A 25321-nucleotide genomic window follows, 5' to 3' on the forward strand; every position below is an offset into this window, starting at 1 on the left:
ACACGCCTTGGCTTCTAATCCGGGAGGCCTGGGATTTTTATTTAAGCGGGGCGTCTTCATAGGGAAGGCGCCGAAGTTGTCCGGCAGTGTAGTGCGATACCCGGGCAGCTGCTGAAAGGTTAGAAAATGTTCAATATTCATCGCAAAGAAATCGAATGGGGCGGCCGTACCCTCTCTCTGGAAACCGGTCATGTAGCTAGACAAGCTGATGGGGCCGTAATGGCCAAATATGGCGACACTGAAGTTCTGTGTACCGTTGTTGGTGCCAAGTCTCAGAAGCCAGGTCAGGACTTTTTCCCACTGACCGTAAACTATATCGAGAAATTCTACGCTGCCGGCAAGATCCCTGGCGGCTTCTTCAAGCGGGAAGGCCGCCCAAGCGAAAAAGAAACGCTTGTGAGCCGCCTGATCGACCGTCCGATCCGTCCACTGTTCCCATCGGGCTTCAAAAACGAAGTTCAGGTGATCTGTACGGTTCTGAGCCACGACCTGGAAAACGATAGCGATATCGTTGCCATGATCGGCGCTTCTGCGGCCCTCACGCTTTCCGGTCTGCCATTCTTTGGCCCGATCGCCGGCGCGAAAGTTGGTTACAAGGACGGCGAATACATCCTGAACCCGACCCTTGATGAAGTGAAAGAGTCCGAGCTTGAGCTCGTTGTTGCAGGCACCAAAGACGCTGTTCTGATGGTTGAGTCTGAAGCAAAAGAACTTTCCGAAGACATCATGCTGGGCGCTGTGACCTTCGGTCATGACGAGCAGCAAAAAGTAATCGACGCAATCATCGAGCTTGCTGAAGTTGCTGCGAAAGATCCTTGGGAGCTTGAAGAAGGCCCGAACAAGGATGACCTGATCAAGGCGATCGCAGACGCTGGTGAAGCTGACCTGCGTGCCGCTTACGAGATCACTGCCAAGCAAGACCGCGTTCTGAAGATCAACGAAGCGAAAGCGAAGATCAAGGAAGCCGTTGCGCCTGTTCTGGAAGCCAACGAAGAGCTGACTGAACAGATGGTTGGTGACCTGACGAAGAAGCTTGAGAGCAAGATCGTCCGCGGTAACATCCTGGAGACAGGCAAGCGTATCGACGGCCGTAAGCTTGACGAAGTTCGTGACATCATGTCTGAAGTTGGTGTTCTGCCACGCAGCCACGGTTCCGCGCTTTTCACCCGCGGTGAAACGCAGGCCCTTGTTGTTGCAACGCTGGGCACCGGCGAAGATGAGCAGATCATCGACGCGCTCGAAGGCAGCTGGCGCTCCAACTTCATGCTGCACTATAACTTCCCACCCTTCTCTGTGGGCGAGTGTGGCCGCGTTGGCTTTACCGGCCGCCGCGAAGTGGGTCACGGCAAGCTGGCTTACCGCGCTGTTCGCGCTGTACTGCCGAATGCTGAAGAGTTCCCATACACCATCCGTCTGGTGTCCGAGATCACTGAATCCAACGGCTCATCTTCGATGGCAACCGTGTGTGGTTCGGCTCTCGCCATGATGGACGCAGGTGTTCCAATCAGCCGTCCGGTTTCCGGTATCGCCATGGGCCTGATCAAAGAGGGCGACGATTTCGCAGTTCTCTCTGACATCCTGGGTGACGAAGACCATCTCGGCGACATGGACTTCAAGGTAGCTGGTACCGACAAAGGTGTGACTGCGCTGCAGATGGACATCAAGATCACCGGCATCACCCGCGAGATCATGGAAAAGGCACTGGCACAAGCTGCTGGTGGCCGTGGTTACATCCTTGATGAGATGAACAAAGCTCTGACTGGCGCGCGTACGGAACTTTCCGAGCATGCCCCACGCATCGAGACCATGAAGATCCCATCAGACAAGATCCGCGAAGTGATCGGCACGGGCGGTAAAGTGATCCGTGAGATCGTTGAAGTGACCGGCGCCAAAGTGAACATCGAAGACGATGGCACGATCAAGATCGCGTCTTCCGTCGCTTCTGAAATTGAAGCTGCGAAAGCATGGATCAACGGCATCGTGGCTGAGCCAGAAGTAGGCACGATCTACAAAGGCAAGGTTGTCCGCATCATGGACTTCGGTGCGTTCGTGAACTTCATGGGCAGCCGTGACGGCCTCGTACACATCTCCGAGCTCGTTGAAGAGCGCGTGGAAAAAGTGACCGACGTTGTGAACGAAGGTGACGAAGTGTACGTGAAGTGCCTTGAAATCGACGGCCGCGGCAAGGTCCGCCTGTCGATGCGCGTGGTGAACCAGGAAACGGGTGAAGAAAACCCGGATGCTCGTCCACCAAAAGAGTCCCCCAAGAAGGGTGGCGGTCGACGCGACTAAGCAATTTTCCCTGACCGGGGAAGAACTGCTTAATTGATTTGAAACCGGCGTGTGTTACCATCACGCCGGTTTCACCCCTTTTAGGAGGGTCCGTTTTACGCTACGGTTGACTGAAAGACGGGCTGGGGTTTCGGGAGAGTTTGATGAGTTTTAGTTTGAATAGTATCCGCCTTGGCGGCAAAGAGGTCCTTCCCCTGATCGAGGGCGGCAAGGGCGTTGCGATTTCCACCGGTGCCAGTTCCGGCCCGTGGGCCGCAGCCGGCGGTATCGGCACGATTTCCGCTGTGATCGCAGATCAGTATGACGCGCACGGCAATGTGGAGCCCCATGAATATCTGGGCCGCACCCGGAAAGACCGCCATGAGGAAATGGTCGAGTACTCCATCAAGGGTACGATCGACCAGGTTCGCAAGGCGTGGGAGCTTTCCAAAGGCGAAGGCCTGATCAACATCAACATGCTTTGGGAAGTCGGCAGCGCGCAGCGAATCCTGCACGAAGTGCTCGAGAAAACCAAGGGCATGATCCACGGTGTAACCAGTGGTGCAGGCATGCCCTTCAAGTTGGGCGAGCTGACCAGCAAATATGGCGCGCACTATTACCCTATTGTGTCTTCCGGCCGGGCCTTTGGCCTTCTGTGGAAGCGCGCATACAAGAATTTCGCAGAACGCCTGGGCGGCGTTGTGTATGAGGATCCATGGCTCGCGGGCGGTCACAATGGCCTGTCGAACGCCGAGGACCCCAACAAACCGGGCGATCCATACCCACGGGTTGTCGAGCTGCGCGCCATCATGCGCAAGCTGGGCCTGGACCATGTGCCGATCATCATGGCCGGCGGTGTGTGGAACCTCAAGGAATGGAAAGACTGGATCGACAACAAGGAAGTCGGCCCGATCATGTTCCAGTTCGGCACGCGCCCGCTGGTCACGAAAGAGAGCCCGATTTCCGACAAATGGAAGAAGAAGCTGCTGGGCCTGAAGCCTGGTGATGTGCTGCTGCAAAACTTCAGCCCGACCGGTTTCTTCTCCTCCGCGCTGAAGAACAGCTTCATTGGTGAGCTGGTGCAGCGCAATGATCGTCAGATCGAGTTCCGGACCGAAAAGGACGAAGAGTTCGACACTGAACTGCAGGTCGAGCGCAAGACCTACATCGTGCGCCGCGCCGACGAAGGCAAGGCACGCGAATGGCTGGCTGCCGGCTATGAGCGGGCGATGAAAACGCCTGATGGGTCCCTGATTTTCGTCACGCCTGAGAAATGTGCCGAAATCCGCAAGGACCAGGCCGACTGTGTTGGCTGCCTAAGTCAGTGCCGTTTCTCCTCGTGGGCGACGAACGAGAAGAACTCAACGGGCCGCCTGGCGGACCCCAGGAGCTTCTGCATCCAGAAGACGCTCGAAGACGTGGCCCATGACGGCAGTGTTGACGATAACCTCGTGTTCGCGGGGCATAATGCGTTTCGTTTCGGATCCGATCCGTTCTATTCGAACGGCTTTATCCCAAGCGTCAAGCAGTTGATGGACCGCATCGTCTCCGGCGACTAAAGCCTGACCCATCAAAATGCAGAAAGCCCGGCGAAGTGCCGGGCTTTTTTGTTGTTCGCAGCATTATGTCGGCTGGGGGCGCAGGGCGGCCGGGGCTTCAATCAAGCCCCTGCGTCACCGGGTGCAGTCTTGGCTTTGCCTGGCTTGTTTGGCTTCTTCTGCCCAGGCACAAAGGTGCCGTTCCTGATCCGGCGCACCAGGTCCCGGCAATATTCCTCGCGCAGTTCGTCGTTACGCTTGTTGGGAAGCCGCTTGATGGTGCGCTCGGCTGGCATTGTCTCCAGCATTATCCCTGCGACATTGGCAATGGCTTGCAGGTAAGTGTGATGGTCCTCGACACAGTCTTCATACGTGAGCCTGACCGGCTCGATACCCTGTGTGGTGAAGAAATGCTCCCACAGCACCTGTTCCCGGGCGATGTTCTGGACACCCTTGTTTATCGGGAGGAATTTGTAGTCCAGATCGTCGCTATAGCTTTCGCCCTTCGCCTTCAGGACCGTCTTGCTTTTGCTGTGCCGCCCATCATCAAAATTGTGATAAACGCCGGTCTTATTGGAGATATAGCGTGAAATGGCCTGGCCCAGGATATCGTTCCGCTTCAGGTAAACCCAAGTGGCATCTTTGAAGACGTCATGAAAATAGGGAAACAGACCTTCCTCTGGTCGGTCTTCCCGAGTGCCCTGAAGGGCTGCCTCCGTGTGGGGCAGATACCGCGACATGACCTTGACGGAGAACACGCCGTTCTCTGTCACTTCCTCTTCAAAGAGCTTTTCCAGCTCCTTGTATTTATCGGCTTTGCCGGGACGCCAGTTCATGAACAATTCTCGGGCGGTGCCCAGCGACCGGGTATTCCGCATGTCCTCGCATATCATCGTCGAGCCAGACCGCATGGTCGAACAAATGACAATGGAAGGCGGTGTCTTGACGGACTTCTTTTTGCCGGACAGGAATTTCAGCATGCAGGACAATCTCTCGTTGGAGTGAAGGGTGCCACTATACTCATCATGGGAAAGGCTGCAAGTACAGGAATGTGCGGGTGTCACATCCCGGTTTCCTGGCCATGCCCGGGGGGCCGTTTATGAGCTGGTATTCAAGAAAGCGTGGGCGGGGGCCTACAGGCGCCGGCGCATGTAAACAACATCGTTTTCCGGGTTGTAGTTGTATGGCGTGGTTTCTTCAAACCCCAGCTTGCCATAAAGCGCGACGGCAGCTTCAAGCCGCCTCAGGCTGTCGAGCAGCATGGTTTTGTATCCAAGCGCCTTGGCGTGCTTCAGCAGGGCTTCACACAGCATGCGTCCGGCGCCTGTGCCCTGGCCTTGCGGCAGCACATACAGCCGTTTCATCTCACACACGTCACTATCGTGCGCCTTCAGGGCGACGGCCCCTATGGGGGTGTCACCCTGCTTGGCGATCAAGAGCAGCACATAGCCGTCCGGAAAGCGGGCCATCTCATCCTCGATGCCCTGGAAATCCAGGTCGATGGGCAGGAATTCGACAAATGCCCGGAAGATCGCCTTCACCGCGGCGATATCCTCCGGGCTTTCTGCTGTCGTCACAAGGGTCTCTGGTTTGTTGTTGGCCATTTTTATAGTGCCGGTCATCATCTGCCTTGCCATTCCATGTAACAGTCGGTCCCCTGATAGTGCGCATCGATGGGCTTTTCCATCAGGGCGAAATTCAGTTTCTCATACAGCCGCATGGCGGGCATGAGCTTGGTGTGGGTTTCAAGATACAGGCGCTTGCCGCCTTTGGCCTGGAAATAATCGATGACCGCCTCGCACAGCAGGCGCCCCAGGCCCAGGCCCTGCGCCGACGGGTCGACCCCAAGTTTGGTCAGCTCATAAATGCCGTTTCCGTCTGCTCGGATGGCGACGGTACCGAGAACATCATCGCCGCGTACGGCGAAGAAGATCTCCCCGCCACCGTCGAGAATTTCGCTTTCCGGGTTTTCAAGCGCGTGTCGGTGCACAGGCTCGACCGTGAAATATTTTTCCAGCCACGCCATATTCAGGTCATGGAATGCCTGCTTGTAGGCGCGCCGGTAGGGCACCACAGCAATGGCGTCCTGCTTATTCTGCGGCTGCGCGCTCATCACGGCCTCCCATCCATTCCATATAGTGGTTGGCACGCTCATAAGGGCTGGGCTCTGATGGTGTCAGCTTCTTGAAATTCAGTTTTTCATACAGGCGAATGGCGGGCGCGAGCTTGGTATTGGTCTCGAGATACAGCGTCTTGCCGCCGCGCGCGCAGAAGCGTTCGATCACCTTTTCACACAGGGCGCGGCCCATGCCGCCTTGTTGTACGGTTGGGTCGACCCCCAGTTTGGTCAGTTCATAGACACCCGGGGACTGCAGCTTCATGGCTACGGTGCCCACCGGTTTGCCGTCGATCAGGGTGAAATAAATCTCGCCACCCTTGGCAAGGATATGGCCCTCAGGGTCCGACAGGACAGTTTCGTCGATGGGTTCCATCTTGAAGTATTTCTCCACCCACCAGGCATTCAGGTCATAGAAGGCTTGCTTGAAGCGGATGTCATAGGGCACCAGCTCAAAATCGGGCGCCGCTTTCTGGCGAGCGGCCTGGCGTTCCTTCACCCGGTCGTACAGGCTCTTTTCGGCATAGGTGGCTTCCATGGCGTCAATGCCGGCGAGCAGTTTCGAGGCCCCGGCTTCGGTATTTATGGCTTCAAGGTCCCGCCACAGCGGGCGCACCTCATCCACCATGGCCCGCCCGGCGGCCGTCAGTTGCACACATTTCTGGCGGCCGTCATCCATGGCGGTAGTTTCCACCAGGCCTTCCTTGATCATGCGCTTGACAGTCTGGCTGACGGCGGAATGCGAGAAACCGGCAAGACGGGCAATCTCGCCAATCGGCATGCTGCCATGTTCCGACAGGGCATAGACAGCATAGAAATAGCTCACCCGAAACTTGAGGCCAGCTTCCTCATAGATGCGGTCTGCATCGGCCGTCAGTTGTTCCTGCAGGCGGCGCATGCGGGTGCCGACACCTAGCTCAAAAAAGATTTCGTTGGGGATGCTCATGATTCTGTCCTCGCTATACTATAAGAAATTATATAAGTACTTATGTAATTTCGTCAAGAGGGTGAATTTCAGGTGTCTGAGCATAAAAAAGGCCGACCCGAAGGTCGGCCCTCTAACGCTAGGGTGCCGCTTGGATGGCAATGGTTAGAAGTCGAACCAGCTACTGTCGACCGTGTCATTAACACCTGCGAGCAACACACTGCCGCCATCCCAGCTGAGAAGCAGGCCGGCATCTGTTGCTGTGGCCGTGATGTCTTCAAACACGACGCCAGCGCCTGTTAGGTCAAGCACATCGTCATCGCTGTCGAAGCCGTAAATGACATCGTCACCGGCGTTTTCTTCAAAGACAAAGCGTTCGCTGCCGCCCGCCTTGCCGCCATAGAGCGTATCGTTGCCTTCACCGCCGTTTAGGGTGTCGCTGTCTTTGCCGCCAAACAACTGGTCATCACCGGCCCCGCCTTCGATATAGTCGTTCTGGTTGCCACCGAACAGCATGTCGTTGCCGTCGCCACCGAAGATGGTGTCTTCGCCCTGGTTGGCAAAGACAGTGTCGTCGCCAACACCGCCGACAACCTTGTCGTTGCCGGTCTGGCCGCTGAACAGCACATCGTCGCCGCCAAGACCATAGAGCGTGTCGTCACCGACGCCGGCGCCCATTATGTCGTTACCATCGCCGCCGAACAGCTTGTCGTCGCCGATGCCCGACCAGAGGCTGTCGCCGCCGGTGTCGCCGTCAACGGTATCGTCACCGCCAACGTCATTGGCACCACCATCGTCGTTAGCGCCGCCGTCATCGTTGGCCCCGCCGTCATCGTTGGCCCCGCCGTCATCGTTGGCCCCGCCATCATCGTTGGCACCACCGTCATCGTTCGCGCCGCCGTCATCATTCGCGCCGCTGCCATCAGACATGAAGTCTTCAATGTCCACGATGCCGTTCTGGTTCAGGTCAACCCATGACCCACCAACCAGCGTGTCGTCGCCAGCGCCGCCGAAGAGGGTGTCATCGCCTTCCAGGTCTTCAAGGTCGTCTCCGTCACCGATCAACAGATCGGCACCGCCGCCACCGCCCAGGAGGTCGTTCCCCTGGCCGCCATAGGCCTTGTCATTGCCGTTGGCGTCAGATCCGGCCCAGATGAAGTCGTCGCCGTCGCCGCCATCAAGGGTGTCATTGCCATTAAAGCCTGCGAGCGTATCGTCACCGTCGCCGCCGGTGAGCGTGTCGTCGTCCTGGCTTCCCTTGACGCGGTCATCGCCCGCATCGCCAACAATTTCTTCCCATTCGGCATCCTGTGCAGCCTCAAGGGCTTCGCGCTCCGCCTCATGGGCTTCTTCGAGGGCCTCATATTCAGCCTCTTTTGCGTCTTCCAGGGTCTCCCACTCAGCGTCCTGTTCTGCCTCGAGTGCGTCGATCAGAGCATGCAGTTCATCTTCGAGTGCATCCCATTCGGTGTCATGCTGCTCTTCAAGGCCCTGCCATTCTTCTTCTTGTGCAGACGCAAGGTCGGCGACCATGGCGTCATAATCCGCTTCAAACTCAGCCAGCTGTGCGGCATGGTCATCTTCAAGAGCCTGGCGTTGGGCATCATGGTTTGCGGCCAGTTCGTCGTCCGCAGTACCTGCGTCTTCGGCTGTGGCCCATTCGTCCGCCAGCTGTGCCTCAAGGGCCTCCCATTCAGCCAGAAGAGCCGCTTCCAAAGTGGCATAAGCCGCATCCAGCTCTTCCTTCAGGGCCAGCATGGCGGTCTCATGTTCTGCCTGAAGTGCTGACGCTTCAGTCTCATGTTCTGCTGAAAGGGCGTCCAGCGCGGCCTGCTTTTCTTCGTAAAGCGCATCCCATTCCGCCTCATGCTCGGCGGTCAGGGCTTCAATGGCTGTGGTCCACTGGGCCTCAAGCTCGTCATATTCTGCTTGCTGCTCAGCTTCCAGCTCTTCCCACTGTGCTTCATGTTCGGCCTTCAATGCGTCAATGACCTCGTCACCGACATCTGTTTCGTCGTCATGAGCCTTGGGTGGATTGCCAGCAGCGCTGGCCGCCAACGGTGACGTTGGGGTAATTGATGTGATCACTCTTGCCTCCTACTGTGTGCCTGATTAGGCGGCTATATTAGTTGCCTGAATAGGGCATTTTGTAGGCGGCGAATTAAGAAAACGTCAAATAATACAATGACTTGACGCAAAATTGTCTTAAAATTTTTATAGAATTTTTATGGGTTTGAGGATTGGCTTTATCAATCAATGATTTCCCGCTCGTACACACCCCACAGATAGCGCCGTTCAATCCAGCCTTCGGTGCCATCAATGTCAAGCTGGCACCAGATGCCTTCGCAGGATTTGACCTCACCAATCACGCCGGCGTCGGCAAGCAGCCGGGTGGCGGAAGCCGGCGATGGGTCGTCATAAAGCTTGCGGGTTGTGCCGATGATCATGGCGGTGCGGCGCGAGGACAGAAGCGATACATGCATCCATCCGGTGGTGCCTTCATGATCGCGTACCTGACGCCAGGCCCGGTGCTCGTCAATCACTTCAAGAGGTAGTTGGGGGCGCTCGTACACCCACAGAATGGGGTACTGCCTGCCGGGTCCCGAGCGCATGAACGCCTTGCTGGCGGCAAGGGAAATCAGTCGGGGCAGTGGCTGACCACTTTCTCCGACACGCGGCTCCTGTGCCCCCGATTGGGCGTGAGTCGGCAGGGATTGCCCCAAAAGCCCACTGAAAAGCATCAAAATCGACAAAAAGCGCAGCATAACACCCCTTTCCCAGTCGCTTGACGTTTGAACTGGCCTCCACCTTCTGGTACTAGAAGCGCATGGTCTGAGGCAAGCACTGTCTCGCGGTTCTGAAAAAGGTATTTGTGGCCCATGGCTCAAAAAGGAAATCGGCAGCGTACCAAGGTTGTTGTCACCCGTAAGCTGCCTGACAATATTGAAACCCGCATGGCGGAGCTTTTTGACGTGCAACTGAACCTGGCGGACAAGCCGCTTGGCAAGGAAGGGCTGATCAAAGCCGTCCAGACAGCTGATGTTCTGGTGCCAACGGTGACTGACCAGGTAGACGCCGAGGTGATCGCGGCCGCTGGCAAGAATCTGAAGATGATCGCCAACTTTGGCGCCGGTGTGAACCATATCGACACCAAGGCCGCGCAGGAAAAGGGCATTGTCATTACCAATACGCCCGGCGTGCTGACGGAAGACACGGCAGACCTCGCCATGGCGCTGCTACTTTCTGTGCCGCGCCGCCTGTTTGAAGGCGAAAAAATCCTGCGTGCCGGTGACTGGACGGGTTGGACACCCACTTTCCTGATGGGGCACCGCATCCAGGGCAAGCGCCTGGGCATTATCGGCATGGGCCGAATCGGCACCGCGATTGCGCGCCGGGCCAAGGCCTTCAACATGGCCGTGCACTATCACAAGCGCTCCCGCCTGCCGGAAGACGTGGAAGCCGAACTTGAGGCAACCTATTGGGATGATCTGGACGAGATGCTCAGCCGGATGGATTTCGTGTCCGTCAACTGCCCGCTCACCGACGAGACGCATCATCTGCTGGACCGGGCGCGCATGAAAAGGCTGCAGCCTCACGCGGTGATCATCAACACCGCGCGCGGTGAGATTATTGACGAGGAAGCGCTCGCTGACCTGATTGAAGTGGGCCGCATCGCTGGCGCCGGCCTTGACGTGTTCGAGCAGGAGCCGGAGATCAATCCGAAGCTGATGGAGCTCGACAATGTGGTGCTGCTGCCGCACATGGGCTCAGCCACCGTTGAAGCGCGCATGGCCATGGGCGAGAAAGTCCTGATCAATATCCGCGCCTATGCCGACGGCCACCGGCCGCCGGACCGGGTGGTTCCTTACTAAGATCAATCAAAGACAAAAATCGGCCGCACCTAATGTGCGGTCGTCGCCCATCGGGGCCAACAACTGTCACAGTATGAGTTAGAAACGGTTATGACCGACCAAAAGAACATCCGCAATTTTTCGATCATTGCGCACATTGACCACGGCAAGTCCACGCTGGCTGACCGCCTGATCCAGAATACCGGCGCATTGACCGACCGGGAAATGAAGGCGCAGATCCTCGATTCGATGGACATTGAGCGCGAACGCGGCATTACCATCAAGGCCCAGACCGTGCGTCTGGAATATAAAGCCAAGGATGGCCAGAATTACACGCTGAACCTGATGGACACGCCGGGCCATGTTGACTTTGCCTATGAAGTCAGCCGCTGTCTGGCTGCGTGCGAAGGCTCGATCCTGGTGGTGGACGCCAGCCAGGGCGTGGAAGCCCAGACACTGGCAAACGTCTATCAGGCCATTGAGAACGATCATGAAATCGTGCCGGTGCTGAACAAGATTGACCTGCCGGCTGCGGAACCAGACCGCGTGCGCCAGCAGATCGAGGATGTGATCGGCATTGACGCCACCGAGGCGGTGGAATGTTCTGCGAAATCAGGCATCGGCATCAATGACGTGCTTGAAGCCATTGTCGAGCGCCTGCCAGCACCTGAAGGTGATCCGGACGCGCCACTGAAGGCCATGCTGGTGGACAGCTGGTACGATGCCTATCTGGGTGTGATGGTTCTGGTGCGGGTGATCGACGGCAAGATCAAGAAAGGCCAGACCATCAAGATGATGGCGGCTGACGCCGAGCACCAGATCGAACGTGTGGGCGTGTTCACGCCGAAGGGCGTGATCGTGCCTGAACTCGGGCCCGGCGAAGTGGGCTTTATCACGGCATCGATCAAGGAAGTGGCCGACACCCACGTGGGTGACACCATCACTGAAGTGAAGCGGCCATGTGCCAAGGCGCTGCCGGGTTTCCAGCCCAGCCGGTCGGTGGTTTTCTGTGGCCTGTTCCCGGCGGACACGAGCGAGTTCGAGCGCCTGCGCGACGCCTTGCAGAAGCTGCGCCTGAATGACGCCAGCTTCGAGTATGAGATGGAATCGTCCGCGGCTCTGGGCTTTGGTTTCCGCTGTGGCTTCCTGGGTATGCTGCACCTGGAGATTATCCAGGAGCGCCTGCTGCGCGAATTTGACCTCGAGCTGATCACCACCAGCCCAAGCGTGATCTACAAGATCCACATGACGGATGGGTCGATGATTGAGCTTCACAACCCGGCGGACATGCCGGACGCGGTGAAGATCGACCACATCGAGGAACCCTGGATCAACGCCACGATCCTGGTGCCGGATGAGCATCTGGGTGCAGTGCTGAAGCTGTGCGAAGACAAGCGCGGCATCCAGGAAGACCTGACGTACGCAGGCACGCGCGCCATGTTGAAGTACCGCCTGCCGCTCAACGAAGTGGTATATGACTTCTATGACCGCTTGAAATCTGTCAGCCGCGGCTACGCAAGCTTCGACTATGACCTATACGGCTACGAAGAATCGGACCTGGTGAAAATGTCGATCCTGGTGAACGCCGAGCCGGTGGACGCGCTCTCCATGCTGGTGCACCGCAGCCAGGCGGAAGGCCGGGGCCGGGCGCTGTGTGAGCGCCTCAAGGACCTGATCCCACGCCAGCTGTTCAAGATTCCGATCCAGGCAGCCATCGGTGGCCGTGTGATCGCCCGCGAAACCATTTCGGCCATGCGCAAGGACGTGACGGCAAAATGTTACGGCGGCGACGTGACGCGGAAGAAGAAGCTTCTGGAAAAGCAGAAGAAGGGTAAGGCCAAGATGCGCATGTACGGGAAAGTGGAAATCCCGCACAACGCCTTTATCGCTGCGCTCAAGATGCGGGAAAACTAAGTGGCTGAAAGCGTCGACATCAACCAACTGGCAGTGGCGGCAAATGCCGGGGACGCCGACGCCCAATATAAGATGGCAGCTTACCTGTCTGGTGAAGGCCAGAAGGATGCGGCCATCAAGATGCTCAAGGCCGCGGCCACCGCAGGCCACCTTGATGCGCGTTTCACGCTCGCAAACTTCATGCTGTCCGGCCATATGGTCGACCGCGATGTCAACCACGCCGTGCAGGTTCTTGCACAGGCTGCTGCCAAGGGGCATGAAGCCGCGACGCGGCTACTGGCTGTCCTCAAGGCCATGGGGCATGGCTGTGAGGCGGATTGGCCCGCGGCTGTGGCGCTTCTGGTTTCCGGCGCCCGCCAGGGCCACATTCTGGCGCTGGCGGAACTGGCGCTCCTGCGGGAGCTTTACGGCTTTAATGATGACCTGAATACCGCGCTTCTCTTGGCGGCAGCCACCCGCGGCAACATTATTGCCGCCATGCAGCTTGTCAGTCGCCACCTGAAGGGCGACCGGACGATCGAAGCGGGCCTGGCCAAGCAATGGACTCAGCAGGGCCGTCAACTGGGGCATCCGTTGGCGGGTAACCTGCTGCCAGCTTTTGAAGCTGTTGAAGCGGCACCACTGCCTGACCCGACGGCACTACCCGATATTCCGGAAGACCTGCTCTCGGATTTGGCGACAGCGCCCGAATCGCTTGCCCGCCCGCAAGCGCGGGTGGAGCTGGATCGCCCGCATGTAGAAACAATTGAAGGGCTGATCAGCCACGCCTTGTGCGAACATATCATCGCAGCCTCCGCACCGAGCCTCGCGCCTGCGCGGGTGGTGGACCCCAAGAGCGGTGAGTTGCGTGCGGACCCCTACCGCCATTCCTATAACATGACCTTCTGGCCTGCCGACCTTGACCTGGTTCTCTATGCCATTGGCGCGCGCATGTGTGCAGCGGCTGGCGTTACGCCGGATCACGGCGAAATGCTGAGCGTGCTCTATTATCAGCCCGGTATGTATTATGGGCCGCACTATGATTGCCTGGTACCGGGCGCGGACGGCCAGAATGCCGAGCTTGAGCGCAGCGGCCAGCGGCCCAAAACCGTGCTGATTTATCTGAATGACGGCTATGAGGGCGGCAGCACCAGCTTTGTCCGTGCTGGATTCGCGCATAAAGGCGGCATAGGGGACGCCATCGTGTTTCAGAATGTGCTAGCAGATGGTGAAATCGATGAACAATCGCTGCATGAAAGCACGCCTGTGACAGGCGGCGTGAAGTGGATTGCGTCCAAATGGATCCGGGAAAAAAGCTATCAATTTTAATGGCTTTGCCCTTTTCCTCGATAGGGCTGATGTGGGACCAACGAAAAATTTTTTCGCCAGATTCCTGATTTGTGATTTTTCGAGACTCTGTTTACCGGTTGTTAACAGGCTTCATTCTATAAAGAGGATGCTGATACAGCCTAATAGCTCCCTTGATCTGACTGTGTCGCGCGGAACCGCATGTCCTCCCCCGATTGCGGTTCCGCTTTTTTATGTGCTCCTCTTTTTCGATGCTCTTTTGCCCCTTCCTCTTGCATGCTGTGCCAAGATGACTTTGAATGTAGCTTCAATTGAAACGGCAAGGTCTGGTATGCAGTTGATCCGGTTGATCATTTTGACACTCTCAATGGTAAGCACCCTTGTGCTGGCTCAGCCCGCCCTTGCCCAGTTGCAGGGTGACGGTGAAGACCCGCGCCAGCTGGCACATGACATATATGTCGGCGTCAACCGGGGATCGCCTCCGGCTGCAGTGGCATTGAAGCTGGCTGACGTGATCAGGGTGTACCGCTTCCGTTGCACCCGGGTGACGGATTATCAGGTTTACGTATCGCGTCCCAATCTTCTGGACATCAAGGCCAAATGCAGCGGCGACCCGCTTTACGGTGTCACAGTGGCCTCGAACGGCTATGTGGCCGTCTATGGCGGTAACGGCATTCTGGGCGCGCTCGACCGCCGGGACGGGCTGATCTACAGCTTCTCGGCATCAGGCGATGTGGAATCCGATTCGCGCCTTACCGCGGATCAGGCGCTGGACGAAACCGTTGATCGGCTGCAGCTGGATGACGGCATGAACCTCTGGTACGTGATGGCGATGTTTGCCGTGCTGCTGGCCCTGATGATCCTGATTGCCGGTGTGTGGATGAAGATGTGGCGCCGCCGGGACGCAAAGAAGCGCGAACGGCGCAAGATCAAGCCCATGGCACGCCATACGGTACAGGCCACAACTGACGTCAAGGATATGCTTTTGAAGGAAAGCACCCGGGTGGCAGCCAATATCTACAAGCACCCATCGGGTATCTTCATTGCGCGCGGCAAACGCGGCAAGCGGCGCTTCTTTCGCTCACGCTTCTGGGCGGCCATGTATCGGTCTATCGGCCTCAGAATGTTTGAGACAGGCGCCCCTCAAGTGATGCATGTGGACATGCCGGGCGAGGCCGAAACCCCGCAAGGCTAGCGCTGGAAGGGCGGTGTCCAGTCGATGCCGGTGGTGATCGAGAACAGGTGTGCGGCGAAAACGAAGAAGCCGACAATCCCCAGAAACTGGATATAGAAGGGCGGTATCAGCGATACCGTCCCCATCTCATGCTTTTTTTCGCGCCAGTAGCCAAACAGCCACACCAGCACGCAGGCCACCAGGCCGATAATCGTTCCCTTGAGTGACACTGTTTTATTCCGTGCGCGGCGAATAATCGGGCTTGCCGAAGTGGAAGCCCTGGGCGAAATCCACGCCCAGCGAGCGCAGGAAATCCGCCTGGAAGCGGTTTTCCACATGTTCGCCGATGGTTTTGACCCCAAGGTCATTACACAGCCGCACGATCGACAGCAGGAAAGTCGGGCGGTAACCCGGCGTGTTCATGTCTTCCACATAAGATCCGTCAATCTTGACATAATCCACATTGAAGGCACGCAGATACTGGTAGCCCGCAGCCCCGGCGCCGAAGTCATCAAGGCAGATCTGATAGTCCATGGCCTTCAGGTCATTCAGGATGGCCTCGACCTTTTCGAGATTCTCGATGGTGGCGGTTTCCGTCAGTTCCACCAGGATGTTGCGGGCGGCGTCCTTGCCGGCGATGAATTCCTTCATCAACTGGTCGGTATAGCGGCTGTTATCCAGCGTCCGGCCTGAAATATTCACGGCCAGTGTCAGCGGGTTGCCCAGCTTCTTCATCTTTTTCACATAGTCGATCGCCTTGTGGCACAGGGCGATGTCGAATTCTTCAATAATGCCCACTTCTTCGGCGAAACGGATAATATCCAACGTGCTTTTGTCACCCATGCGGTCGTCAAAGCGGCTCAGCACCTCATTGTGGTGCACTTCGTTGGTCGACAGGGAAAAGACTGGCTGGAACGCCATCTTGAAGGTGCCGGTTTCGATCATCTGGCGCATGCCAACGACCCGGCGCTGAGCTTCGGAGGCCATGTCTTCATAGGCTGTCGACAGCGAATCGAAATCAACCGCGCCCGGGTCTTTGACAAATTGGTTCAGCACATATGTCAGCGTCCGCAGCACCTGGTCTTCCGTGCCTTCCTTGGGTATGTCAGACGCCAGGGTCGAATAGGCCGTCTTCAGTTTGACGTTTTCATCCACATGCTCTAGCGAGCTGCCGAGCTGCGAGCCGTCTGATTTTGCGCGGTGCAGGAAAGCGAAATGCTTGTCGCCGATCTGGCCGGCGATTTCGCCGTCTACCGACAAGGTCTTGAGGTGTGCGGCCACCTGCTTCAGGAGTACGCGCATATATTTCGGGCCGAATTTCTTCTTGGCGTCTTCGATGCCTTCAACTTCGACCGCAGTCATATAGAGATTGTTGCCTGCCGGGTTGTCCTTCATGGTACGTGACGCCAATTCCATGAAGCTTTCGCGCTGCAGCAGGCCTGTTTCCGGGTCAGTAGCTTCATTGTCCGCGCTACTGCCCCCCAGGGGTGCTGCGCGCAGGGCCAGGAATGTGTGGCTGTCTTCGCCCGGCATCTTGAGCGCAAACAGCCGAAGTGCCACGCTGCGGCCACCCTGCGAGATGAAGCGTAGCGGGATCGGACCAATCCGGCCCTTGTGCATCAGATGCTGCTGAAGGGCGGCATAGACATCGCGGTCATCTTCGTCGATCTGGTCAGCGATCAGCTCACCCACCAAGCTGCCGCTATCGGTGCCGACACGTTCTGTCGCGCCCCCTTCGAAGACAATCTTGCCTTTTTCATTCACCTCGAAAAAGATTTCCGCGGCGGCGAAGGCAAAGGCAACAAAGCGTTCACGTTCTTTTTTGATTTCTTCAATTGGGCCGGACATAGCGTTCCTGTTTGGCGTCGCATGTTGATGCGGAAACTTTTCCCTGAACCAGTACTAAGGGGGAAAGGTAAAAGAATTATCGTTAAATCATTAAAAACTTATCGCGCTTGTGATGGAAGGACAAGCTCTGCTAGGTTTTCGACCAACGAATTTATCAGACTGACAAGGGGATACAAGGAATGCGCATCACGGGGACACTCACGGCGGGCTTTTTGTGCGCCGCGGTCATCGGGTCTGCGGCAACTGCTGCTGACGAAGACGCCAAGAAATTCGAGCTGACGGACATCTTCAACCTGGAATATGCCACTGGCCCACGGCTTACGCCGTCGGGGGATGCTGTTGTCTATGAGCGCCGGTCGCTGGACATCATGACAGACAGCACCCGGTCCAATATCTGGCAGGTGAACCTTGACGGCAGCGGCCACCGGCCCGTGCTTTCGGGCAAGGCCAGCTACCGCATGCCGCGTTTCTCTTCGGACGGCAGCCGCATGGCTTATGTATCTTCCGTGGAGGGCAAAAATCAGATTTATGTGCGCTGGCTGGATACAAATGAGACCGCGCGCGTCACCGACCTGCAATATGGTCCGGGGTCGCTTTCCTGGTCGCCGGATGGCAGCATGATTGCCTTCACCATGTTTGTGCCATCGGACACCAAACCGCTCTATAGCCTGCCTGCGGCCCCCAAGGGCGCCGAATGGGCGGGCCCTGCCAAAGTGGTGGACCGGGTGACCTACCGGGCAGACGGTGCGGGCTATCTGCCGCGTGGTTTCACCCATGTGTTTGTGGTGCCTGCGGACGGTGGCACGCCGCGCCAGGTGACAAGCGGTGATTATAACCACGGTGGCGCGCTGGCCTGGACGGCCGATTCCCAGAACATCATCTTTTCCGCCAACCGCGTGGAAGGCTGGGAGCTGAATGGGCGTGAGTCTGAAATTCACAGCGTCAATGTGGCATCGGGCGAGATCACGACACTCACGAACCGCAAGGGCCCCGACTTCGGCCCGCAGATGTCGCCGGACGGCAAGCTGGTGGCATACCTGGGCTTTGATGAAGACGGCATGTCCAGCAAGAATGCTGAACTCTATGTCATGAACACGGACGGCAGCGGCAGCCGCGCCTTGTTGCCGACGCTGGGTCGCGGCATTGGCGAAATCCAGTGGGCACCGGATGGCCGCGGCATTTTCTATAGCTACGACAATAACGGCAAGACGCTGGTGGCATACGTGAACCTTGTGGGCGGTGGCCGTGTGATGACAGACGCCGTGGGCGGCACCACGCTGGGACGGCCCTACACCAGCGGTACATTCCGCGCGACCGCCGATGGCCGCGTGGTCTTCACCCAGTCCCGTACGGACCGGCCAGCTGACCTGGCGGTGGTGGACCGCATCTCCAATGTGACCACGCTAACGGACCTGAACGGCGATGTGCTGGGCCACCGCGCCATGGCGAGCGTGGAGGAAATCTCCTTCCCTGCAAGTGTTGGTGGCCATGAAATCCATGCCTGGGTGGTCAAGCCGGCGGACTTTGATGCCTCCAAGAAATATCCGCTGATCCTCGAGATCCACGGCGGCCCGCACACAGCCTATGGCCCGCAGTTCTCGGCTGAAATCCAGGCCTATGCCGCTGCCGGTTATGTTGTGGTGTACGGCAACCCGCGGGGCAGCACGTCTTACGGTGAGGATTTCGCCAATGAAATCCACCATAACTATCCGTCGAATGATTATGACGACCTGATGGATTCGGTGAACCAGGTGATTGCCCAAGGTTATATCGATGAAAACCAGATGTATGTCACCGGCGGCTCAGGCGGCGGCGTGCTGACAGCCTGGATCGTTGGCAAGACAGATCGTTTCCGTGCGGCCGTTGTGGCCAAGCCGGTGATCAACTGGACCAGCTTTGTGCTGACCGCCGACTTCAGCCCCTTCTTCACCAAATATTGGTTCGATGGCTTCCCTTGGGAAAACCAGGAAAACTATTGGAAGCGGTCGCCGCTCAGCCTTGTGGGCAACGTGAAGACGCCAACCATGCTCTTGACCGGCGAAGTGGATTACCGCACGCCTATGTCGGAAACCGAGCAATATTATCAGGCGCTGAAACTTCAGAAGGTGGACAGCGTGATGGTGCGCATTCCAGGCGCAGGCCACGGCATCGCGGCCAAGCCTTCGAACCTGGTGCAGAAAATTGGCAACATCCTGGCCTGGTTTGAGAAATACAAGCCGGAGGCTGAAGGCGAATAAATGTCAGACGGGGCATCGTGGGGGACCACGGTGCCCCAGACTTTTAGGGGAGGTGTTAATGACGCGTTTTTTTCAAATAGTGACGCTGGCGCTGGGCATTGTTCTGTGGGGTGGGCAGGCTTCCAGCCAACAGGCGCCGTCTGATGAAGCAACCCTTCTTGCCATGCACCAGGAAATTCTGGATGCCCACAAAAACATCGGGTTGGAAGCCTGGCTCGCCAAGGGCGTGGACCCATTCGTTTCTGCCAACCGCGGCGTAATCAGCTACCCCACGAAGGAAGCCCGGACTGACATGTTCCGGGGCTATATCGGTTCCACGGATTTTGAGTATTACCGCGACATGGTGCCGCCTGTTGTTAAAGTATCGGCAGATGGTACCCTTGGCTGGGTGATCGTTCAGGTGGAAGCGAAAGGCGTTCGCGCCGGCCAGGCTTTTGAGTTCCAGTCGGCCTGGGTTGAGCTTTATGAAAAGCAGCAGGGTGGCTGGGCCAATGTCGGCAATGTTTCCAATTTCAAGGAATGACCCAGCTAAATTGAGGTAACGGCCAAGACGAGGGATTGAGGTAGACGATGACGACGGAAGGGCAACAGGCGCATACGCCGCTGGAGATGCTGCACCCGCGGTCGCTCAAGTATCTGAGCCGCTACCTTCGCATCTGGGTACGGGGGCGCCTGTGGCTGCAGGTTGTGATCGGCATGATTGCCGGCCTGCTGCTTGGCTACGCCCTTGGCCCTACGGCAGGTTTGGTGCCTGCGGATGCATCCGCCACTATCGTCAGTTGGGTGGCGCTGCCGGGGCACCTGTTCCTGGCGCTGATCCAGATGATTGTGATCCCGCTGATATTCGCGTCCGTCATTCGCGGCCTGGCGGCCAGTGAAAACATGGAGCAGCTCAGAAGCCTGGGCATGCGTATTGTGCCCTATTTCATCTGCACCACGGCCATCGCTATCTCGATTGGCCTTGTGGCCGCCATGGTGATCAAACCGGGCCTGTATGTGGATGCGGAAACCGTGCGCGCCACCCTTGGCGGCTTGCCGCAGGCCGCGACAACCATGGCGCCGGACATGCTGAGTTTGGGCGACATTCCTGAGAAAATCCTGGGCATTTTTCCCACCAACCCGCTTGTCGCCATGACAGACATGGACATGCTGAAGGTGGTGCTGTTTGCCGTCATCGTAGGCGTGGCGCTGGTGATGATGGAGCCCGTGCAGGCCAAGCCGCTGTTGGACCTTCTTGGCTCCCTGCAGGCGGTGTGCATGACGGTCGTGCGCTGGGCCATGCTGATCGCCCCTTTTGCCGTGTTCGGCCTGATGACACAGCTTACCTCCAAGATCGGTTTTGAAGCGCTTCTGGGCATGGCCGTCTATGTGCTGACGGTGCTTTCGGGTCTTGCTGTGCTGTTCCTTTTTTACATGCTGGTGGTCACCCTTGTCGCACGGCGTAACCCGATCACGTTTGTCGGCAAGATCCGCGAACTGCTGTTGTTGGCCTTTTCCACTTCGAGCTCTGCGGCGGTGATGCCCATCTCCATTCGTACGGCGGAAGACAAGCTGGGGGTCAGGCCGTCTGTCAGCCAGTTTATCGTGCCCATCGGCGCCACCATCAATATGGACGGCACAGCGCTTTACCAGGGTGTGGCGGCGGTGTTCCTGGCGCAGGTGTTCGGCATCGATATTGGCTTGTCCGGCTATTTGCTGATTGTCCTGACATCCGTGGGTGCCTCCATCGGTACCCCGGCCACACCGGGGGTGGGCATTGTGATCCTGTCGATGGTGGTAACCTCAGTGGGCATCCCGGTTGAAGGCATTGTGTTGATCATGGGGGTGGACCGGATTCTGGATATGTGCCGCACCATGCTCAATGTCACGGGCGATATGGTCGCGGCCTCGGTGATGGACCGCTGGGTGGGCGGTGCACGGCCGCTGCAAATGGAGCTGGCGGCAGAAGCCCGGCGCGAGACCATCCGCCGCGAGACCGGCGAGGATATCATCATCACAAAACACTAGATCCCGCGGGTTGCATGATGAGTCTCTAAAGGTGTAATAACTATACCTTTAAGTGTATTTTCTGCTATACTCCATATTCTTCACAAGCAAGATGGGGAGAAGACTTATGGAGATGAAAGCGCAACAGCGCCTCGGCGGGGAGCGCGCGAGCAAGGCACTCTCAGCCAAAGAGCGCCTCGGACAAGAGCTCAACCTACCGCATGACTTTGAGCTGGAAGTGAGGCCTGTGGAAAGCAAGAGCGGTCTTGCCTTTGAGCTTAAAATCAAACGAGGTGGATTGCCCACAGGGCTGGACCTGGTGTTCGACCCGCTGGAGCCGGAAGGCGGCAGCTTCACGCTGGACCTGTCTGCCAAGAACGGCAAGGAAGAAAGCGGCAGCCGCTACTGTTCCTGCAATGGGGTCAGCATGAGCTGCCCGGAAGGCAAGTCGCCACATTGCGACTGCACGACCGATCCGCCAAGCCTGAGCTGCGGTTAAGCATAAAAAAGGGCGCCTTGAGGCGCCCTTTTTCTGTTTAGAGGTTATCCGCTCTATTCCGCCATATAGGCGACATTGCCTTTCACCACGGTCAGGATGGCCTTGGTTTTCGGGATATCAGCCGGTACCGCCGTCATGATATCGCGGTCGAAGGCCGTCAGGTCGGCTTCCTTGCCCACCGTGATGCTGCCCAGCCGGTCTTCAGCGAAGGCGGCATAGGCTGGCCACAGGGTGAACATCTTCAGGGCTTCGGTGCGGGTCACGGCTTCTTCGGCGTGCCAGTTCTCGCCCTGGAAACCCTTCAGGTCATGGCGGTGGACAGCTGCATAAAACTCGATCATCGGGTCACCGCGCTCGACCGGCGCGTCAGAGCCGCCCGCAACCACAGCGCCGCTGGCGATCAGGCTGGACCAGGCATAGGCGCCCACCAGGCGGTCATCGCCCAGGCGGTCCGGCGCGAAATGCAGGTCACCGATTGCATGGCTTGGCTGCATGGACGCGATGACGCCCAACTGTGCATAGCGCGGCAGGTCATCCGGATGCACGATCTGGGTGTGCTCGTCGCGCCAGCGCGGGTCGGCAATGGCCCGCTCAATCGTGGGCACGTCACCGAAGGCTTCCTCGAACCAGTCCAGCACCAGGCGGTTGCCGCGGTCACCGATGGCATGCATGGCGATCTGGATGCCAGACCCCAGCGCCTGCTTCAGGATTGGCATGGTTTCTTCCTTGGTGGTGATCAAGAGGCCCGATGATGCCGCATCGGAATAGGGTTCCAGAAGCGCCGCCCCGCGGGAGCCCAGCGCGCCGTCCATATAAAGCTTGATGGCGCGGGTGACAATACGCCCGTCCGCGTTCTGGCGCATGCCGGAGGCAAACAGGCTTGGCGCGTCTTCGGGCTCGATGGCGTTATAGACACGGATGTCCACATCACCGGCGTCTGCCAGGCGCTCCAGTGCATCCACGCGGCTGATGGGCACGGACATATTGTGCAGCCCGGTCCAGCCATATTCGGCATAGACGCGCGCGCCGGTCACCAGCGCGTGGTCAACGTCAGCGTCCGTCGGCGCGGGCACAAGACCGGACACCAGACTCATGGCTGTGTCCACCAGTATGCCGGTGGGCTCGCCCAAGGCATTCTTGATGATCTCACCGCCATAGGGCGCCTCGGTTGCGCCGGTTATCCCTGCCATCTCCAGTGCTTTGGAGTTGGCGACAACGGCATGGCCGTCAGCGCGGGTCAGGATCACCGGGATATCTTCAACGACCGCATCGATATCCCAGCGGGTCGGGAAGCGTTTTTCCGGCCAGTGGGTTTCGATCCAGCCGCGACCTACCAGCAGGCTGGGTTGTTCCTTGGTCCGCCAGTCAGCAACAGCTTTCTTCACACCTGAGAGAGAATCGATGCCCTCAAGGTTCAGGGTCAGCTCTCTCTCGCCAATGCCGTGAAGGTGCGCGTGGGCATCCACAAAGCCAGGGTAAAGTGCTGCACCGTCCAGCGACAGGACGGTTGTCGCATCACCCACAAGGGCTTCGGCGTCCGCCCGGGTGCCGACATGGATGAACACACCGTCCTTGATGGCAACGGCTTCAGCGCTGGGGTTGGCGTCATCTGCTGTATAGATGGGTCCGCCCCAGATCACCATGTCGGCGACAGGGCTGGACGGTACCGGTGCGGCAGTATCCTGTGCGACAACTGCGGTCGCGGTGGTGCCGGCAAAGGCAAGTAGGGTGAGTAGAAACTTGATGGGGCGCATGGTGCATCTCCTGATCTGAGGCCTTCATGCTATGTCGGCAAAAAGGTGTGTCAAGGGAAAGGGTTAGTCCGGCCTTGCACCTTGCATGCGGAGAGGCCACAATGTGGCCAGGTCCAAAAGGGACAGGGGAAGGTTCAAGCCGTGCGTGACATAGTTGTTGCATTGATTGTTTTGGGGTGGCTGCCCTTCGCCTTTTTCCGTCCGGTGGTCGGTATTCTGCTGTGGTTCTGGTTGTCGCATATGAACCCGCACGCCTATACCTACGGATTCGCCCAATATTTTGGGTTTCTCGATTATGTCGCGCTTGCCACCATGGCTGGATTGGTGATGGACGGCAGAAAAAAGTCTCTGCCGACGCATCCTGTTGTTGTCCTTTTGATCCTTTATTTCATCTGGATTGTCGTCACCACCATTGCGGCCTTCGACCCTGGCAGAGCCATTGAGAAATTTATCCATCTGTTCAAGATTCTGCTGTTCACATTTGTAGCTGTGATGACGATGCAGACACCCAATCGCCTTAAGGGGATGCTGTATGTCCTGATGATGTCGATGGCTTTCATCGGCCTCAAGGGCGGGTTTTATACGATTGCCACCGGTGGCGGTGGTCGTGTGGAGGGCGCCGGCGGCATGATGGGGGACAACAACCAGTTGGCCGTTGCAATGGCTATGTCATTGCCGCTTGCGCTCTATTTCTTCCAGCATCCGCCCAAACCTTTCCTGAAATGGCCTGCTCTTGGACTGGCCTTGTGTTTCGCCATTTCAGTGGTTGGTACCCAGTCACGCGGTGGCTTTGCCGCGCTTGCTGCTGTGTCATTCATGCTGTTGATGAAAACCAAGCGGAAGTTTACAGCGATTGTTGTCATGGCGGTGCTGGCCAGCGGCGGCTATTATTTTGCGCCCGATAGCTGGAAAAATCGGATTGAAAGCTCGGAAAAAACCACGGAGGACAGTAGCTTCCGTGGGCGGGTGGTGATGTGGAAATTTTCCTCCAACCTGGCGGATGACAACCCGATTGAAGGTGGCGGGTTTGATGTGTTCTATGTGCCGCGGGCGCGGGAGCTCTATATGAGCCCGGGCGAAAGGGCGCGGGCACCACATTCGATTTATTTCGAGGTTTTGGGCGAGCATGGTTATACAGGCCTGGTGCTTTGGCTGACCATCCTGTTCACCGGCTGGTATGCCGGCGGTACGGCGGCAAAACGATACCGATCCTATGAACATACACGATGGTTGGGAGACTTGTGTGCCGCCTGCCAGTTGTCGCTGGTTGCATATGCTGCTGGTGGCCTGACGGTTAATATTGCGACCTTCGACTATTTTCATGATCTATTGGCGATCATTGTGCTCAGCTTTGTCATTGGTGACAAACTGATTGCGCGGGGCGATCGTTTGGAAAGTAAGTCTGAAGCGGGAGAGAAAGCGTCGCCGCGGACCACGTCGTCCAAGAAGTGGTCGCCGTATCAAAATGGCGGTGGCCGGAATGGACAAGGCAGGGCGGCACGAGGCTTGCCCTGATCGCTTTAGTCGGTCAGCCCTGGGTGTCCGACTTGGGCGTCTCTTCAGGGTCGGGTGTTTGCCCGGCATCATACTTCGCCGCAAAATCCAGGGTTTGTGCACCTGACCGGCGACGGATGAAGGCAACCAGTAACCCGATCGCGGCTCCTGCCAGAATGACAGTTCCCAGCATGATGGCGAAGCCCAGCACCCAGCCCATGAGGCTGTACATGCTTTCGCAATTGTCGCCGCACAGGCTTTCCATTGGGTTGCCCACCCAGAAACGGAAGGCGCCGTAAGCCACAAGGCTCAGGAGTATCAGCCCAAAAAGATGCTTCATCCGGAGGTTCAGGGCCCCGGCCTTGCGCCGCTTCTGGCGCTTTTTGATCATGAGATGCTCTGACATGGGCCGCACTATGGGCTTGGG

22 protein-coding genes are annotated in these 25321 nt (G+C 57.8%); 12 read left to right on the forward strand and 10 right to left on the reverse strand.

Annotated features, from left to right (window positions below; genetic code table 11):
- Nucleotides 1-126 precede the first annotated feature (126 nt).
- Together pnp and B3Z17_RS12310 are read left to right on the forward strand one after the other, a co-directional pair.
- Nucleotides 127-2292: a polyribonucleotide nucleotidyltransferase gene (gene pnp / locus B3Z17_RS12305; RefSeq protein ID WP_286830036.1), complete on the forward strand. Its 2166-nt coding sequence runs from the start codon at nucleotides 127-129 to the stop codon at nucleotides 2290-2292.
- A 143-nt stretch (nucleotides 2293-2435) separates the two neighbouring features.
- Nucleotides 2436-3830, forward strand: a complete 1395-nt coding sequence (locus tag B3Z17_RS12310) for an NAD(P)H-dependent flavin oxidoreductase (RefSeq protein ID WP_286830037.1) — start codon at nucleotides 2436-2438, stop codon at nucleotides 3828-3830.
- Nucleotides 3831-3931: 101 nt separating this feature from the next.
- Here B3Z17_RS12310 and B3Z17_RS12315 read toward each other — a convergent pair whose 3' ends face one another.
- Complete coding sequence (locus tag B3Z17_RS12315) at nucleotides 3932-4720, reverse strand: Stf0 family sulfotransferase (protein ID WP_333697919.1); 789 nt, start codon at nucleotides 4718-4720, stop codon at nucleotides 3932-3934.
- Between B3Z17_RS12315 and B3Z17_RS12320 the strand changes: the two genes are divergently transcribed.
- Nucleotides 4644-4814 (forward strand): hypothetical protein, encoded by a 171-nt coding sequence (locus B3Z17_RS12320; protein WP_286830633.1) that lies wholly within the window; start codon nucleotides 4644-4646, stop codon nucleotides 4812-4814. The two genes, B3Z17_RS12315 and B3Z17_RS12320, sit on opposite strands and share 77 nt — an antisense overlap.
- 128 nt (nucleotides 4815-4942) lie before the next feature.
- Here the strand turns inward: B3Z17_RS12320 and B3Z17_RS12325 are convergent, their stop codons facing one another.
- From B3Z17_RS12325 to B3Z17_RS12345, 5 genes are all read right to left on the reverse strand, one after another.
- Nucleotides 4943-5386 (reverse strand): GNAT family N-acetyltransferase, encoded by a 444-nt coding sequence (locus tag B3Z17_RS12325; RefSeq protein WP_286830038.1) that lies wholly within the window; start codon nucleotides 5384-5386, stop codon nucleotides 4943-4945.
- A 44-nt stretch (nucleotides 5387-5430) separates the two neighbouring features.
- A complete protein-coding gene (locus B3Z17_RS12330) occupies nucleotides 5431-5922 on the reverse strand; it encodes a GNAT family N-acetyltransferase (RefSeq protein WP_068301218.1) in 492 nt (163 codons plus the stop codon).
- On the reverse strand, nucleotides 5900-6871 hold the full coding sequence (locus B3Z17_RS12335; RefSeq protein ID WP_068301216.1) for a bifunctional helix-turn-helix transcriptional regulator/GNAT family N-acetyltransferase: 972 nt from the start codon (nucleotides 6869-6871) through the stop codon (nucleotides 5900-5902). The genes B3Z17_RS12330 and B3Z17_RS12335 overlap by 23 nt, the downstream gene beginning before the upstream one ends.
- A gap of 144 nt (nucleotides 6872-7015) precedes the next feature.
- Nucleotides 7016-8938, reverse strand: a complete 1923-nt coding sequence (locus tag B3Z17_RS12340) for a calcium-binding protein (RefSeq protein WP_286830039.1) — start codon at nucleotides 8936-8938, stop codon at nucleotides 7016-7018.
- Nucleotides 8939-9099: 161 nt separating this feature from the next.
- A complete protein-coding gene (locus B3Z17_RS12345) occupies nucleotides 9100-9462 on the reverse strand; it encodes an SH3 domain-containing protein (protein WP_286830040.1) in 363 nt (120 codons plus the stop codon).
- Between the two features lie 267 nt (nucleotides 9463-9729).
- Here B3Z17_RS12345 and B3Z17_RS12350 point away from each other — a divergent pair, with 267 nt between their 5' ends.
- From B3Z17_RS12350 to B3Z17_RS12365, 4 genes are all read left to right on the forward strand, one after another.
- Nucleotides 9730-10722: a 2-hydroxyacid dehydrogenase gene (locus B3Z17_RS12350; protein WP_068301206.1), complete on the forward strand. Its 993-nt coding sequence runs from the start codon at nucleotides 9730-9732 to the stop codon at nucleotides 10720-10722.
- A gap of 90 nt (nucleotides 10723-10812) precedes the next feature.
- A complete protein-coding gene (gene lepA / locus B3Z17_RS12355; RefSeq protein ID WP_286830041.1) occupies nucleotides 10813-12615 on the forward strand; it encodes a translation elongation factor 4 in 1803 nt (600 codons plus the stop codon).
- Nucleotides 12616-13923, forward strand: coding sequence for a 2OG-Fe(II) oxygenase (locus B3Z17_RS12360; protein WP_286830042.1), 1308 nt, complete (start codon nucleotides 12616-12618; stop codon nucleotides 13921-13923).
- A gap of 346 nt (nucleotides 13924-14269) precedes the next feature.
- Nucleotides 14270-15097, forward strand: a complete 828-nt coding sequence (locus tag B3Z17_RS12365) for a hypothetical protein (RefSeq protein WP_286830043.1) — start codon at nucleotides 14270-14272, stop codon at nucleotides 15095-15097.
- On the opposite strand, the gene B3Z17_RS12370 is transcribed toward B3Z17_RS12365, so the two are convergent.
- Nucleotides 15094-15306: a hypothetical protein gene (locus tag B3Z17_RS12370; protein WP_068301195.1), complete on the reverse strand. Its 213-nt coding sequence runs from the start codon at nucleotides 15304-15306 to the stop codon at nucleotides 15094-15096. The genes B3Z17_RS12365 and B3Z17_RS12370 overlap by 4 nt on opposite strands.
- Before the next feature lie 4 nt (nucleotides 15307-15310).
- The gene (locus tag B3Z17_RS12375) at nucleotides 15311-16924 is read right to left on the reverse strand and encodes an EAL domain-containing protein (RefSeq protein ID WP_068301192.1); all 1614 of its coding nucleotides are present in this window, start codon (nucleotides 16922-16924) and stop codon (nucleotides 15311-15313) included.
- Between the two features lie 179 nt (nucleotides 16925-17103).
- On the opposite strand from B3Z17_RS12375, the gene B3Z17_RS12380 reads away from it, so the two are divergent.
- The 4 genes from B3Z17_RS12380 to B3Z17_RS12395 all read left to right on the forward strand — a co-directional run bounded on the left by B3Z17_RS12380 (nucleotide 17104) and on the right by B3Z17_RS12395 (nucleotide 21646).
- A complete protein-coding gene (locus B3Z17_RS12380) occupies nucleotides 17104-19161 on the forward strand; it encodes a S9 family peptidase (protein WP_286830044.1) in 2058 nt (685 codons plus the stop codon).
- Between the two features lie 58 nt (nucleotides 19162-19219).
- Complete coding sequence (locus B3Z17_RS12385; protein ID WP_286830045.1) at nucleotides 19220-19684, forward strand: hypothetical protein; 465 nt, start codon at nucleotides 19220-19222, stop codon at nucleotides 19682-19684.
- Between the two features lie 47 nt (nucleotides 19685-19731).
- On the forward strand, nucleotides 19732-21168 hold the full coding sequence (locus B3Z17_RS12390) for a dicarboxylate/amino acid:cation symporter (protein ID WP_286830046.1): 1437 nt from the start codon (nucleotides 19732-19734) through the stop codon (nucleotides 21166-21168).
- A 106-nt stretch (nucleotides 21169-21274) separates the two neighbouring features.
- On the forward strand, nucleotides 21275-21646 hold the full coding sequence (locus B3Z17_RS12395; protein WP_068301174.1) for a hypothetical protein: 372 nt from the start codon (nucleotides 21275-21277) through the stop codon (nucleotides 21644-21646).
- Between the two features lie 53 nt (nucleotides 21647-21699).
- Here B3Z17_RS12395 and B3Z17_RS12400 read toward each other — a convergent pair whose 3' ends face one another.
- On the reverse strand, nucleotides 21700-23400 hold the full coding sequence (locus tag B3Z17_RS12400) for an amidohydrolase (protein ID WP_286830047.1): 1701 nt from the start codon (nucleotides 23398-23400) through the stop codon (nucleotides 21700-21702).
- Nucleotides 23401-23541: 141 nt separating this feature from the next.
- On the opposite strand from B3Z17_RS12400, the gene B3Z17_RS12405 reads away from it, so the two are divergent.
- Complete coding sequence (locus B3Z17_RS12405; protein WP_286830048.1) at nucleotides 23542-24915, forward strand: putative O-glycosylation ligase, exosortase A system-associated; 1374 nt, start codon at nucleotides 23542-23544, stop codon at nucleotides 24913-24915.
- Between the two features lie 13 nt (nucleotides 24916-24928).
- On the opposite strand, the gene B3Z17_RS12410 is transcribed toward B3Z17_RS12405, so the two are convergent.
- On the reverse strand, nucleotides 24929-25285 hold the full coding sequence (locus tag B3Z17_RS12410) for a hypothetical protein (protein ID WP_286830049.1): 357 nt from the start codon (nucleotides 25283-25285) through the stop codon (nucleotides 24929-24931).
- Nucleotides 25286-25321: the final 36 nt, after the last annotated feature.

The organism is Kordiimonas sp. UBA4487 (assembly GCF_002389025.1).
Taxonomy (GTDB): Bacteria; Pseudomonadota; Alphaproteobacteria; order Sphingomonadales; family Kordiimonadaceae; genus Kordiimonas; species Kordiimonas lacus.

What these genes read in the sequence shown, in the direction of transcription:
- B3Z17_RS12345 (WP_286830040.1), bottom strand. Translation starts at nt 9,462, where the DNA reads ATGCGCTCGGGACCCGGCAGGCAGTACCCCATTCTGTGGGTGTACGAG.
- B3Z17_RS12380 (WP_286830044.1), top strand. Translation starts at nt 17,104, where the DNA reads ATGCGCATCACGGGGACACTCACGGCGGGCTTTTTGTGCGCCGCGGTC.
- B3Z17_RS12365 (WP_286830043.1), top strand. Translation starts at nt 14,270, where the DNA reads ATGGTAAGCACCCTTGTGCTGGCTCAGCCCGCCCTTGCCCAGTTGCAG.
- B3Z17_RS12390 (WP_286830046.1), top strand. Translation starts at nt 19,732, where the DNA reads ATGACGACGGAAGGGCAACAGGCGCATACGCCGCTGGAGATGCTGCAC.
- B3Z17_RS12400 (WP_286830047.1), bottom strand. Translation starts at nt 23,400, where the DNA reads ATGCGCCCCATCAAGTTTCTACTCACCCTACTTGCCTTTGCCGGCACC.
- B3Z17_RS12315 (WP_333697919.1), bottom strand. Translation starts at nt 4,720, where the DNA reads ATGCGGTCTGGCTCGACGATGATATGCGAGGACATGCGGAATACCCGG.
- B3Z17_RS12335 (WP_068301216.1), bottom strand. Translation starts at nt 6,871, where the DNA reads ATGAGCATCCCCAACGAAATCTTTTTTGAGCTAGGTGTCGGCACCCGC.
- B3Z17_RS12385 (WP_286830045.1), top strand. Translation starts at nt 19,220, where the DNA reads ATGACGCGTTTTTTTCAAATAGTGACGCTGGCGCTGGGCATTGTTCTG.
- B3Z17_RS12320 (WP_286830633.1), top strand. Translation starts at nt 4,644, where the DNA reads ATGAACAATTCTCGGGCGGTGCCCAGCGACCGGGTATTCCGCATGTCC.
- B3Z17_RS12330 (WP_068301218.1), bottom strand. Translation starts at nt 5,922, where the DNA reads ATGAGCGCGCAGCCGCAGAATAAGCAGGACGCCATTGCTGTGGTGCCC.
- B3Z17_RS12350 (WP_068301206.1), top strand. Translation starts at nt 9,730, where the DNA reads ATGGCTCAAAAAGGAAATCGGCAGCGTACCAAGGTTGTTGTCACCCGT.
- B3Z17_RS12395 (WP_068301174.1), top strand. Translation starts at nt 21,275, where the DNA reads ATGGAGATGAAAGCGCAACAGCGCCTCGGCGGGGAGCGCGCGAGCAAG.
- B3Z17_RS12375 (WP_068301192.1), bottom strand. Translation starts at nt 16,924, where the DNA reads ATGTCCGGCCCAATTGAAGAAATCAAAAAAGAACGTGAACGCTTTGTT.
- B3Z17_RS12310 (WP_286830037.1), top strand. Translation starts at nt 2,436, where the DNA reads ATGAGTTTTAGTTTGAATAGTATCCGCCTTGGCGGCAAAGAGGTCCTT.
- lepA (WP_286830041.1), top strand. Translation starts at nt 10,813, where the DNA reads ATGACCGACCAAAAGAACATCCGCAATTTTTCGATCATTGCGCACATT.
- B3Z17_RS12410 (WP_286830049.1), bottom strand. Translation starts at nt 25,285, where the DNA reads ATGATCAAAAAGCGCCAGAAGCGGCGCAAGGCCGGGGCCCTGAACCTC.
- pnp (WP_286830036.1), top strand. Translation starts at nt 127, where the DNA reads ATGTTCAATATTCATCGCAAAGAAATCGAATGGGGCGGCCGTACCCTC.